Annotated in this window: 9 protein-coding genes; 4 read left to right on the forward strand and 5 right to left on the reverse strand. The window is 43.2% G+C overall.

Translation table 11 applies throughout. From position 1 onward, the window contains the following. Nucleotides 1–2: 2 nt before the first annotated feature. From glmM to cysS, 4 genes are all read right to left on the reverse strand, one after another. Nucleotides 3–1,370 (reverse strand): phosphoglucosamine mutase, encoded by a 1,368-nt coding sequence (gene glmM, locus ACQKCP_RS04490; protein WP_427611439.1) that lies wholly within the window; start codon nt 1,368–1,370, stop codon nt 3–5. 212 nt (nt 1,371–1,582) lie between these two features. After that, on the reverse strand, nt 1,583–3,055 hold the full coding sequence (gene guaB, locus ACQKCP_RS04495; protein ID WP_057760534.1) for an IMP dehydrogenase: 1,473 nt from the start codon (nt 3,053–3,055) through the stop codon (nt 1,583–1,585). Nucleotides 3,056–3,332: 277 nt separating this feature from the next. Next, nucleotides 3,333–5,318 (reverse strand): mechanosensitive ion channel family protein, encoded by a 1,986-nt coding sequence (locus tag ACQKCP_RS04500; RefSeq protein WP_427611440.1) that lies wholly within the window; start codon nt 5,316–5,318, stop codon nt 3,333–3,335. Nucleotides 5,319–5,471: 153 nt separating this feature from the next. Continuing rightward, complete coding sequence (gene cysS / locus ACQKCP_RS04505) at nt 5,472–6,932, reverse strand: cysteine--tRNA ligase (RefSeq protein WP_427611441.1); 1,461 nt, start codon at nt 6,930–6,932, stop codon at nt 5,472–5,474. Between the two features lie 232 nt (nt 6,933–7,164). Between cysS and ACQKCP_RS04510 the strand changes: the two genes are divergently transcribed. Further along, nucleotides 7,165–7,761 carry a cob(I)yrinic acid a,c-diamide adenosyltransferase gene (locus tag ACQKCP_RS04510; RefSeq protein WP_427611442.1) on the forward strand — a complete coding sequence of 199 codons (597 nt, stop codon included), beginning with the start codon at nt 7,165–7,167 and terminating at the stop codon, nt 7,759–7,761. Between the two features lie 132 nt (nt 7,762–7,893). On the opposite strand, the gene ACQKCP_RS04515 is transcribed toward ACQKCP_RS04510, so the two are convergent. Next, nucleotides 7,894–8,832, reverse strand: a complete 939-nt coding sequence (locus ACQKCP_RS04515) for a hypothetical protein (RefSeq protein WP_427611443.1) — start codon at nt 8,830–8,832, stop codon at nt 7,894–7,896. Between the two features lie 330 nt (nt 8,833–9,162). Between ACQKCP_RS04515 and ACQKCP_RS04520 the strand changes: the two genes are divergently transcribed. The 3 genes from ACQKCP_RS04520 (at nt 9,163) to ACQKCP_RS04530 (ending at nt 13,344) form a co-directional block, all read left to right on the forward strand. After that, on the forward strand, nt 9,163–9,891 hold the full coding sequence (locus ACQKCP_RS04520; RefSeq protein ID WP_427611444.1) for a glycerophosphodiester phosphodiesterase: 729 nt from the start codon (nt 9,163–9,165) through the stop codon (nt 9,889–9,891). 471 nt (nt 9,892–10,362) lie between these two features. Next, nucleotides 10,363–11,541 carry an acyl-CoA desaturase gene (locus ACQKCP_RS04525; RefSeq protein ID WP_191115423.1) on the forward strand — a complete coding sequence of 393 codons (1,179 nt, stop codon included), beginning with the start codon at nt 10,363–10,365 and terminating at the stop codon, nt 11,539–11,541. 336 nt (nt 11,542–11,877) lie between these two features. Further along, on the forward strand, nt 11,878–13,344 hold the full coding sequence (locus ACQKCP_RS04530) for a protein adenylyltransferase SelO (RefSeq protein ID WP_427611445.1): 1,467 nt from the start codon (nt 11,878–11,880) through the stop codon (nt 13,342–13,344). Nucleotides 13,345–13,647 lie beyond the last annotated feature (303 nt).

Below are 13,647 nucleotides of genomic sequence, written 5' to 3' on the forward strand. Positions count from 1 at the left end.
TATTAGCCTAGTACCGACTTTATAAGATCAGCTAAGTCATTAGCCATTACATCACACTCTATCTCATCATCTGATTCCACCATCACACGAATCATAGGCTCTGTACCTGACTGACGTATCAGAAGACGACCACGACCCTCTAGCGTTGCCTGTGCTTTATCAAAAGCAGCAAGCAACTCTTCATGTTTAAATGGGTCTTGCATTTGAGATAGGCGTACATTGACTAGCTTTTGCGGTAACACTTCAAAACCTTCAACAAGTTCACTTAACGCACGCTCTCTGGCTTGCATTACTGCTAGTACTTGCAAGCCAGCAATGATAGCGTCCCCTGTACGACTTTTATCTAAGCATAAGATATGGCCAGATGGCTCACCGCCCAATATCCAACCATTAGCTTCTAAATCCTGCATCACATAGCGATCACCAACCTTTGCGCGAGTAAATTGAATATTTGCATCTTTTAGTGCCAGCTCTAACCCCATGTTGCTCATGAGCGTGCCGACAACACCTTCAGCTTTGGTTTTACCTTGGGTGGCAAGTACATATAAGATACCATCACCATCAACTAGCTTACCCGTCTCATCAACCATTACAATACGGTCGCCATCCCCATCTAGCGCAATACCGACATCTGCTTCATGCTTAAGCACAGCCTTTTGTAAGCTTTCAGGATGAGTAGAACCACATTCAGCATTGATATTAATGCCGTCTGGCGTATTATTTATGGCAATCACGTTGGCCCCCAACTCGCGCATTACTCTAGGTGCTACGCTATAGCCTGCGCCATTGGCACAATCCACTACTACCGTCAGATGACTGAGATCATATTGATAAGGGAAGCTGCCTTTGCAAAATTCAATATAGCGACCTTTAGCATCATCAATACGATTGTTCTTACCTAAATTTGCAGGATCAAGAATAGGCATCATAGCAAAGTCACTACTAACGTCGTTCATAATTGCTGTCAATTTATCATTGATTGCAGTTTGCATCTCATCACTTATCTTTTTGCCGTCACCTGAGAAAAACTTGATGCCATTATCATAATAAGGGTTATGCGAGGCTGAGATAACCACGCCGGCATCTGCATTAAAGCTACGGGTCAAATGCGCAATCGCTGGAGTCGGAAGTGGTCCAAGCATATAAACATCGACACCAGCCGCATTAAAACCTGCTTGTAATGCTCCCTCTATCACATAGCCTGACAGACGCGTATCTTTACCAATCACAACACTTGGCTTACGCGTAGGATTTTCATTTTTTTCTATGAGAACAAGCCCAGTGACGTAGCCTAGTTTTAAGATAAAGTCCGGTGTAATTGGTAATTCACCAAATTTTCCACGAATTCCATCAGTGCCAAAATAGCTCATTATGTGTTCCTCAAGTCAAAAAAATAAAAGGCCAAGCGTATACGCAGGCAATACTATTGTTGTAATAATCTGTTTCTGTATTTTACAAAAAAAACAGCCAACAATAACAGAGCATTGTTGGCTGTTTGTATCTTAAGCTCGCTGCAGCCTTACGTCTCAGCTAACATTAATACGATTTAAATCTATAGAAAGGAAGCATTTCACGGAACGATCTAGTTTACTCGATAGTTCGGTGCTTCTTTAGTGATTTGCACATCATGCACATGCGACTCTTTCATACCTGCTGAGGTTACTTTGATAAACTGCGGATTGGTACGCATATCTTCGATAGTGGCAGAACCCGTATAACCCATTGATGAACGTAAGCCACCAACCAACTGGTTAACGATACCCGCAACTGGTCCTTTATAAGGAACACGACCTTCGATACCTTCTGGCACTAACTTCTCTACGCCGTCTTTTGCATCTTGGAAGTAGCGATCTGAAGAACCATTTGATCCGGACATCGCACCCAAACTACCCATACCACGATAAGCTTTATAATAGCGACCTTGGAACAGCTCAACTTCACCTGGTGCTTCTTCCGTACCAGCCATGAGTGAACCAACCATGATACATGATGCACCAGCAGCGATTGCTTTTGCCATATCGCCTGAGTAGCGGATACCACCGTCAGCAATCAATGGAATGCTGTCTTTTAAAGCACTAGCAACATTATCAATGGCTGATATTTGTGGCACACCGATACCTGCGATAATACGCGTAGTACAGATGGAACCAGGGCCGATACCTACTTTTACTGCATCAGCACCTGCATCACGTAAAGCAATTGCGGCCTCACCTGTTGCGATGTTGCCACCGATTACTTGTACATGCGGATAGTTTTTCTTGATCCAAGATACTTTATCGATCACGCCTTTTGAGTGACCGTGCGCAGTATCAACGACGATAACGTCGACATCAGCAGCGATTAGTGCTTCAACGCGTGCTTGTGTATCAGCACCAGTACCAACAGCCGCGCCAACACGTAGGCGACCTTGTTCGTCTTTACATGCATTTGGATTATTTTCAGCTTTGGCAAAATCATTAACAGTAATTAAACCACGCAGGCGGAAGTTATCGTCAATAACGATGACTTTTTCGATGCGGTGCTCATGCAACAATCTTTTGATATTTTCGTTGCTTTCACCTTCATGCACAGTTACTAGCTGCTCTTTAGGTGTCATGATCTGGCTAACTGGCAACGATAAATTGGTCTCAAAACGCCAATCTCTATGGGTAACAATACCCACAACGTTATCTGTGCCTTTTTCGACCACAGGCACACCTGAGATATTGTTATCTTGTGTCAAACGCAGCAATTCACCAATCGTCATCTCTGGATGGACAGTGATAGGATCAACAACGGTACCCGCTTCAAATTTTTTGACACGGCGTACTTGTGTGGCCTGCTTTTCGATGTCCATGCTCTTATGCAAAATACCCATGCCACCAAGCTGTGCCATAGTGATAGCCATTTCAGACTCAGTCACCGTATCCATCGCCGCAGAGATTAGCGGAAGATTAAGTGTGATGTTTTTGGTCAAACGAGTAGACAGATCAGCAGTTTTTGGCAGAACTTCAGAATAGGCTGGTAATAATAAAACGTCATCAAAGGTTAAGGCTTCATCGACAATTCGCAACATACAGACCCCTAGTGGTGGTTATTTTGATGGGTAGGAGCTCAGGGTCAAGCGTATCAATCATTGCAGCTGCAAGCACAGTGCCGACTCATCGCTAACCACTCAGTTATCCTATAAAAATAACGCCACATTATAACAAATAAGCGCCTCGCTGACACACTATATTTGTCAGATTATTTTACACAAGTGCGTCTTTATCGATGACAATTATGCTTCAAACCATTAATAACTCGCTTTTAAAGCCAATCAAGCTCGCAAAGCCCATTGTTACTCCTGAATCCTATTCGCCTTTAGTTAACGTAAAGCGCTCTGTAGGTAGATATTTGTTTTGCTGCGCATGCAGGTAGCCAAGCATTTGCTCTCGTATCTCACAAGCCAGCGTCCATGCCTCTATAGGCCCTACCGATGAAACAGCGCCGCGTAGTTGAATGGTATTTTCGGTCACATCAACCACATACATTTCAGGTTCTGTTTTATCATCCCAAAGTTTATTGTCCTTGACCATCGATATAAACGCCTCTCGAATAGCGTCGATATCTGCACCATAATCAATATACAAAAACACAGGACAGGTCTGATGTACTTCCGTATGTGACCAGTTTTCCACTCGTTCAGTGATTAGCTCACGCATTGGCACGATCAAGCGACGCTCATCCCATGTTTTTAACACGGCATACGTGTAACGCAGGTCTTCCACCGTACTAAAATTGCCATCCATTATCACACTATCGCCAATTCGCACTGGCTGCGTCACTGCTACCTGCACACCAGCAATGATATTTCCTAATATTGGCTGTGCCGCAATACCGATAACCACACCTGCAATACCCGCTGAAGTCAGTAACGTCTTGCCAAGGCCTTCCATATTGGCAAATTCACTAAGACCTATCCAGAAACTTCCCAAAATCATCGCGAAAATAAACACACGACGGAATATCGATACATAAGTACGGCGACGACGTTCTTTATCAAAATGCTCTGCAGCCAAATTTTCAATCTGCATGTCTTGATAGCGATTGGCAAAAAAGTTAATGATACGAATACCTAACCACATGGTACTAAATACCAGACCAATCCAAATAAGTGGACGAGTAGATGAGGCAACTGCATCTAAATAAGGAAAACCACCAGAAACTAAGGTAAAAACCAGTGAAAAACTGATAGTAAAGGTTAATGGTACTGTCAGCTTACTAACCAAATCTGCCACACCGTTGGTGCTGCCAACATACATGCTGTATTTTTCTTCATCGATATAATGATTGATGATTTTTGCAGTACCTTTACTCAGTAGCCAACCCATGCCCATGGTTAATAAAAAGAACAATATCAGCGCTGAGAATTCCCATAGCGCAATTCCAAAAAACTTTAACTTTAACCAAGTAGGCAAATAACGCTCGAACTCAGCTGGATGATACTGTTCATAGAGATTATCAATATTGCCTACTGTCTGCGCCGAGAACACCCAGACAGGGGCTTCATCCCCTACCCGCACTCGCTGCAAATAGATAGGAACACGGCGCTCGCGATAATCAACATAGCCAAGCTGAATAGAACGTCTGGCAATGCCCATGACACTGCTATTATTACCAAGTGGTGGTTCAATTAAGCCATCGGGACGATCTGGCATATCATCGAATACATAGAGCTCTTTTTCAGACAATAAAAAATCTAATCGCTTTGTGAGATCAAGCGCACGGCTCCGTTGGCTTTTCTCGTCAATTAAATTCATGTTTAGCGCGTAAGCGGCCAAATCATACTGCTGTTTCATTAACGCTGATTGAAAAAACTCTAAAGCTGCAAGCGGTGTTTCTAAGTTAGCTGGCTCAGATAACGGCGGCAACCCAGCATTTAATTTATCGAGTATATAGTAGCTCTCACTGTATTCTCCGGTCAGTGCCGTATCACCTTGTAGCCTGCCTGCCTGCTCCACTGCATTACGCTCAGTAGGATCGAAGATCTCTTCAGTAATACCAGAAATACTAACACTCTCATCTTTAAGCGCATTGACTTGCTGAGCTGCATATTCAGTAAAACTATCAGGTTTACTAGGTGTTTGTTTTTCCGGCTCGCTCGTACTCTGTGCATTTTCACTACTTGCTGCGTAAACAGGCACATAGATCACACTTATAGCGATAATAAAAAAGCCTAACAATACTTGCAGCCTATGGCTTTTGAAACGACTTTTCTCTACATCTACTTGATGATTATCATCTGAGTGCAAAACGGCACAATGATGGTTCATAGGATTGTCTTTAAGAGTATTCATGTTTTCAAAGCCATCAGTCTATAAAAGGAAAGTATCAAAAGTATATCAGTGCTGCTTTAACCTAATTCAGTAAGCAAAAAAAAGCCAGCCTAAAGCTGACTTAATTTATTACGAGATTTGTAGCTATTTACCCTATAAACGGCAAGAGTTGTTTTAAGCGCGGCGCCATGTCGTGCCAGCACGGCTGTCTTCGAGTTCAATACCAGCCTCTTTTAGTTGCTCACGTATCTCATCAGCACGAGCAAAGTTTTTGTTGGCTTTAGACTCTGCACGTTCGATAATCAAATTATCAATAACCGCATCCGTTAGACCATCTTCTGCTTGATCACCAGTCACTGCTTGCAAAAACTGCTGCACTGGCTGCTGTAAAATATTTAATACTTGCGCCAATGCTTTTAGTTGCTGGGCTAATTGCCATGCGGTATCGACGTCTTCTGCTTTAATGGCTTTATTGATATCGCGAGCCAATCCGAATAAGACGCTGATGGCGGTCGAGCTATTAAAGTCGTCATTCATCGCCTTGATGAAGTCTGGAGCAACCGCGCTATTGTAAGCTTCAGCCACTAAGTCTTCATTGATTACGATTGACTGTCCTTTTTGTTGCTCAGCCAATTTTAGTGCATTATATAGTCTGCTTAGGCTATTATGTGCTTCATCTAAGGCGCTATCAGAGAAATTTACTTGGCTACGATAGTGACTCGATAATAAGAAAAAACGTACCGTTTCTGGCAGGTATTTTGCCATGACATCGCGAATGGTAAAAAAGTTGCCCAATGATTTAGACATCTTTTCGCCATCGACATTGATAAAACCAACATGCATCCAGTTGCGTGCATACTCACAACCAGTCGCTGCCTCAGACTGCGCGATTTCGTTTTCATGATGCGGGAACTGTAAGTCATGACCACCGCCGTGAATATCAAAGGTACTACCTAAGCACTTAGTCGACATCGCTGAACATTCAATATGCCAGCCTGGACGCCCTTGACCCCATGGTGATGCCCACTGCGGCTCGTCAGGTTTTGCAGATTTCCATAGTACAAAGTCAAATGGATTACGTTTATCATTTTCAACTTCGACTCGCGAACCTGCCTGCATATCGTCCAGATTACGCTTAGATAATTTGCCATAACCGTCAAAGCTATCGACGGCATAATAGACATCACCGTTGTCGCCTGCATACGCATAGTTGCCAGTGACTAACGTCTCAATCATATTCTGCATGTCATCGATATGATCGGTCGCACGTGGCTCAGCATTTGGCATCTCACAACCAAGGGCTGTTGCGTCTTCATGCATCGCTTCAATAAAGCGCTGCGTCAATGTACCAATCTCTTCACCGTTTTCAGCAGCACGAGCAATGATTTTATCATCGATATCAGTGATATTACGTACGTAATTCACGTTGTAACCCAAACGTGCTAACCAACGAACGGCCATATCAAAACCGACCATCACTCGCGCATGACCAATATGACAATAGTCATAAACAGTCATGCCGCACACATACATACCAACCTGCCCTGCTTTGAGTGGTACAAACTGACGCTTGCTGCCAGTCAATGAATCGTAAATGGCAAGTTGGGACATCGCATCTGCAAGTGGTGTGGTCATAGTAAAAAAGCCTTGTAACGTAAATAAAATAGAGAAATGTGAAATCTCAGCCGCGGTGTATGAATAAGCCATACAAATGACTGAGACTATAAATCATGTAAATAAAAAATTCAGACCAAAAAACGTCGTGATATAAAACGTAACCCATTATCTTAGCGAAAACAGGCGTAAAATACTACAATGAGCGTGCAACTAACGCTATTCAATCATAAAAACCGTTAAGGATGTAAAGATGGGCAATCGCTTAAGCAAAATATACACACGTACTGGAGATGACGGCAGCACTGGTATGGCTGATGGCAGCCGCCTTAGCAAAGCGGACGATCTATTTAGCGTCATGGGTGACATCGACGAGCTCAACTCACATATCGGCTTGGTACGTGCGCAACTAAAGCACAATAAAGGGCAATCTATAGAGAAAGAGTTCTCTGAAGCCTTGGTCATCATTCAGCACTTGTTATTCAATATAGGCGGCGAGCTTGCCATGCCAGAATATGAAGGGGTTAATGCCACTCATATTGAATGGTTAGAGCAGCAAATAGATATGATGAATGCCACATTGCCACCGCTAAAAGACTTTATTTTGCCGACAGGTTCTATATTGGTCAGTCAATTACACGTGGCGCGTAGTGTGTGTCGCCGCGCTGAACGTCAAGCTGTGATATTGCAACAGCAGCGTCCACAAGCGATTCGTAGTACTGCCGTCAGCTTTATTAATCGCTTATCTGATTGGTTGTTTGTCGCTGCACGCTTTTGTACAGATCCAGAAAAAATCTCTGAGGTGTTGTGGGACAGTCAAGCATTGAAGACGTTCACTGACAGTCAATAATAAAAACTAAGTATTTAACAATAAATAGCTTAAACACTAAAAACCCCGCGACATAATTGTTGCGGGGTTTTTATTATTCAGCAATAGCAATTCGGTTTACTGGATATCGCTACCTCTTATTACAATGATAAATTAATAAGTCGCGCTGTTGTCTTCAATGATGACCATATCGATGGTTTCATCTTTAGGCACGGCTTTTGGTGTGGCTGGCTTGCTAGGCTCGGCAGCTGCTGCTTGAGTGTTTGCAGTCGAACTGCTCTGACTTTCAGCAGGTTTATTGATGGTTGGTGGCGGCGTAGGTTCAGTTGGGCGAATTGGCTGAACTGGCGTTACAGTTCTTGGCTGACGGATTGGCGCTGTTTGAGTCGTATCGTTGTTCTGTGTTGCACGGCGCTCAGCAGCACGTTGGGCGCGTTGCTCATCCATTGCAGTTTTAAATACAGAACCTGCCATCACATCTGCAACGACAGTAATCAAAGCAGGTTGACCTGCAATGCGCGTACGCACTTGACCGCCTTGAGTACCGACGATGTAAGTGAAAGCGTCATCAACAAGCATATTGTTATTGATACGGATATTGTCTTGCGCTAAACGTGATTGTAAGCTTGGCTGATTATTGGCCGCTTGTACCTGACTGGCTTGATACAAGTCTTCACTTGGTAGCGTCATGCTGACACTTGCTTGGCAAGTGGTCATACCGTTCTCATTGGCTTGTTGCAAGATGGCAGCGTTTTGAACATCAATGACAACGCCATTGGTTTTTTCGCTAACCACACCGTTTGCTAAACTGATTTCAGCATCATTTGCATAATTGGCAGCCAATGACTGTGCTTGTTGATTGAGCGTATTCTTTAGAGCTGACTTCAGGCGATCTTGCACCATAGGATCATCACAACTGATCGCAGGCGCAATGCTATTTTCAGCATCGACCGTCTCTTGTTCTGTTAGCTCTGCCTGCTCAGTAGTGTCTTCTTTATCTGAACGATCACAGCCTGCAAGCGCCAAACCACATACCAATCCAATCCCAGCAACTTTATGCCACTTGCTCAAACTTATATTTGCTACGCTCATACTAACTCTACTCCCAATTTACAGGTTCGTACCGCCACTGACTGACAGTGTTCAACATTCAAATGCAACGCTAGCTGCTACAGATATGAAAACCACATCATTATACGGTGTTTAAATCAAATGGTCATTAGTGTAGCCCATGGATATACAAATAGTGCCCCTCATTGTGGAAAAAACCTGCGTTTGGTTGCAAAAACATAACAAACATTCGAAGATTTGGAATCTAAAAAGTCATATTTAAAAAAGTACGGATTTCATCACAGTTTTTGTTAGACGTCATTGATATGACGCTATATGATTGGGCATAAAAATCATCAATAATTGGTGCATATGATAAATTTTAGAGATACGTTGTTGTTAGGTCATCGAGGCGCACGCGGTGAGGCATTAGAAAATACCTTTTCAGGCTTTCAATACTCTCAAAACCTCAAGTCAAGAGGCTTATCAGGCGTAGAATTTGATATACAACTAAACGCTGACGGTCACTTAATCGTATTCCACGATGACGATCTAGAGCGTATGTGCGGTCGGCAATCACGTATTGACCAGTTGAAACTGACTGAGATTCAATGCCAGTTGCAGTTTGGCCAACCTATTATGACGCTCGCAAGCATAGCACCTGCGCTTAGTGGATTTAACGTTATTGAGCTGGAAATTAAAACACATAGCCGTACCAATTATGCGGTGTTGATTGCAGCGCTTCGGCAGGCATTTATTAATACACCTCTTGCCAGTTTACCAGTTGTATTGACGAGCTTCGATGTAGAGCTACACAACCGTTTGCAACGTCACAAACTATTATCTCATATGCCTCGCGGCTTGCTCATTCGTACGCCAAAAGCGTTGGCAAGCGCGACCAATACCGCATTGCAACTCGGCTGTATTCAACTAGGCATTCATTATCCGCTTTTGACCCAAGCCGTCATTAAACATAGCCACCGTTATGGATTGCCCGTAAGTGCTTGGACGGTTAATGATATTCCTACCATTGAGCAGCTCATCAAATGGCAGACCGATGTCATCATTACGGATTTTCCAAGTCATTTGCTGTTGCCTTAACCGAGTTATCTGTACTTTTTTGATATTTAATCATTTTTTCGATAAACGCATTCTTTTCTACATATCTACCCTCCTTGTTACACTTCTCCTTCATGTCTGATAAGTCACTCGTATTTTTGACCAATACATTCTATAATCCATACAAGTTATTGTTATTTAGCAATATTTTTATAGTGTATAAGTGTTCACTTTACATGCTTTTTAAGGTACTATGGTGGCTTAAATTAATACCGTTAGGGATATTATATGATTGCAAAAAAAGCACTTGGCTTACCGCTTAAAGGCTTACGTTTCGCTATCAAATCTGGTGACACGCTTGTAAAGACCGCCAGCACTCAAGTAACGCGTTTTAAAACTCGTTTTGATGAGAAAAAAGCGCAAATGGCGCTTGATGAGCAGCCTGTTGCCAAACGCAATTATGCTAAAGCTTCTGAGCAAGCGGATCTTTCTGCGCAAGAGCAAAGCATTGATATGCGCGAGTTTGAATTTACCAAAGCACCGATCAATTGGATTCCGGCGACTATTTTGGTAGCGACGCCGATTGCTGCTGCTATCATTACGCCATGGTACTTGTTCACTCATCAAGTGAGCGCACCTGTTTGGGGTGTATTCGGTGCCTTTATGGTATGGACTGGTATCAGCATTACCGCAGGTTACCATCGTCTAATGGCGCATCGTGCTTATAAAGCGCATCCAATTGTCAGAAACTTTTTATTGCTTGGTTCTACCCTAGCGGTACAGGGTTCTGCGTTTGATTGGGTTTCTGGTCACCGTACTCATCATCGTCATGTAGATGATCGTTTGGATGATCCGTATTCAGCACAGCGTGGATTCTGGTTCAGTCATATTGGCTGGATGCTACGTAACTACCCTAGCGGCAAGTTCGACTACAAAAACATTCCTGATTTGACTAAAGATAGAGTCTTACAGATTCAGCATAAATACTACGGTCTATGGGTAGTTGCCATGAACGTTGGTATGGTTGCCGCTATCGGTTGGTTGCTTGGTGATGTTTGGGGTACGTTGGTTATCGCAGGCCTATTACGTTTGGTATTGACGCATCACTTTACGTTCTTTATTAACTCGTTCTGCCATATGTTTGGCACACGTCCTTATACGGATACCAACAGTGCTCGTGATAACTTCTTCTTGGCTATCTTTACATGGGGTGAGGGTTATCATAACTACCATCACTTCTTCCAATACGACTATCGTAATGGCGTGAAATGGTGGCAATATGACCCAACCAAATGGTTAATCGCTGGTTTATCAAAACTTGGTTTAACCTCTGAGCTGCGTACTGTTGATGATACGACCATCAAACATGCAGAAGTACAAATGCAGTTTAAGAAGGCTCAGCAGCAAATCGATACAGCAGCAGTAAGCGGCATTGATCTTCCTCATGCGATGAAGAGCTTCCAAGACCGTATTAAGTTTGAATATGATGCCTTTACGCAGACTGTTGAAGAATGGCAAGCGCTAAAAGCAAAAACTATCGAGCTTAAGAAAACAGAGTTTGCTGATCGTTTGCATGAAGTTGATGATAAATTAAAGCACGATTATGCCAAAATTGAACAAAAAATCCTTGAGCATAATAGCAATCTAAAAACCGCTTTCCGCTCTATCGGCGCGAACGAAAAAGCTGCTTAATTAATCTCTGATTTGTTTTATAATTTTGAAGCTTCTCCATCCCCCTATCCGTCCTAGATAGGGGGATTTTTTTTGCTTATAATTTATCGCTTATGTCATTCTAGCTACTTCTAATGACCTTATTATCATAATAAATGGTCAAATACATTGACTGAGCCATTGCCAGATCCAACCTACAAGCAATAACAATCTCGTTCATCACATTCAGTTGATTAAAGACCGAAAAATTTATTTTTTGTCCAGATATTACAAGAGACGGACAGAGTGCAACGATGCCATATGAGAGCTATGCTATAGTGACATTCTCACTTTTATATTTTAATGGAAACGGCCTGTATGCGTTATCAAAACACTTACGTCAACCTAGACACGCGCCTTTATCATGAGCAACCACCGACGCCACTAGACAATCCTCGTGTCGGTCACTTCAACACTCAAGTTGCACAGCAGTTAGGCTGGGCAAACGACGAGGACCTGATGACCAATTGGGTTGAGATATTGGGCGGTCAATACGTGCCAGCTGACTTTAAACCATTATCAATGGCGTATGCTGGTCACCAGTTTGGACAGTGGGCTGGGCAATTGGGCGACGGACGCGGTTTACTAATGGCACAGGTACTCGATAATGATGGACAGCCACAAGACTTGCATCTTAAAGGTGCTGGCTTGACGCCCTATTCACGTATGGGTGATGGACGCGCAGTCTTACGTAGTACTATTCGCGAATACCTGTGCGGTCATGCATTGACCCAGCTTGGCATCCCTTCATCTAACGCATTGGGGTTTGTGGTATCTGATACGAGAGTGCGCCGTGAGCGTATCGAAGCAGGTGCAGCACTAATGCGTGTGGCAGACAGTCATATTCGTCTCGGTCATGTCGAATGGATTGCCAGCTTTGCCCCTGATGTACTGGGTGAGTTCACCGACTATATGATTGACACTTATTATCCAGAGTGCCGCGATAGCGACGTGCCTGTCTTGGCGTTTTTGACCGCAGTGGTTGAACGTACGGCTCGTATGATTGCTAATTGGCAATTGATTGGCTTTGCTCACGGTGTCATGAACACAGATAACTTATCTATCACAGGCAGTACTTTGGACTTCGGGCCTTTTGGCTTTATGGAGCGCTTTAATCCTGCATGGATTAATAATCACTCAGACCATACGGGTCGCTACGCTTATCAGAATCAGCCTGCTATCGGGCATTGGAATCTAAACGTTTGGCTGCCACACTTTATGCGCCTAGAAGGCGTCACCCGTGAGACGCTTGCTGAGTGTTTAGCGCCTTACGAAGCAACCTTTATGCAGCACTATCAGCAAGGTCTGTGCCGCAAGCTTGGTTTACCGCATCAAAGAGAAAGTCTCAGCTTAGCCTTTGAATGGTTGACGCTATTAGAAGACAACTTGCTCGACTACACCAATAGCTTCCGCGCCCTACTCGGTTTGATCGCACCAGCAGATCATCCTTATGAACAAAAACTACTGGCTACTATGACCACTGAATTAAGCAATGATGCGCAGCAAGTATGGCAAGGCTGGTCAGCACGTTATCTGGCACAGATCGAGCAGCTGCCACTTGAGCAGGTAGTTAATGACATGATAACCAACAATCCTGTCTATGTCCTTCGTAATAGCATGGCGCAGCGTGCGATTACTGCCGCAGAGCAAGGTCAGTTTGAAGAAGTTGATCGGGTATTTCGTTTACTAGCCAATCCTTACAGTGTGCAAGATATCGCTAATGATTTGGATAGCAGTGCGCCTGCGCCTGATACACCGCAGATGCCAATTAGTTGTTCGTCTTAGTAGCTGCTCTTCTTAGTAGTTGCTCGCCTTAGCACCTTTCAATTCTGTAATATTTTGAAACATTATGAAATTAAGGTTGATATATAACTGCATTTTTTGGCATTATCAACGAGATAAATAACGAATATCATTTTATTATATTATTCGTACAATTCACTGTTGTTGACTAGGCAGTGAATTGGCAATAATGCTAGAATGAATATTTTAGCTAGTTTGCTTTTTTGACTTGATCTTTGATCGTCGACCATGATTCTGATGGTCGTGAGTCGTTTAACGTTTTTATACCTTTCAGTTATTATCATT

The organism is Psychrobacter sp. NPDC078631, assembly GCF_050268165.1.
In the GTDB taxonomy this organism is placed as follows: domain Bacteria; phylum Pseudomonadota; class Gammaproteobacteria; order Pseudomonadales; family Moraxellaceae; genus Psychrobacter.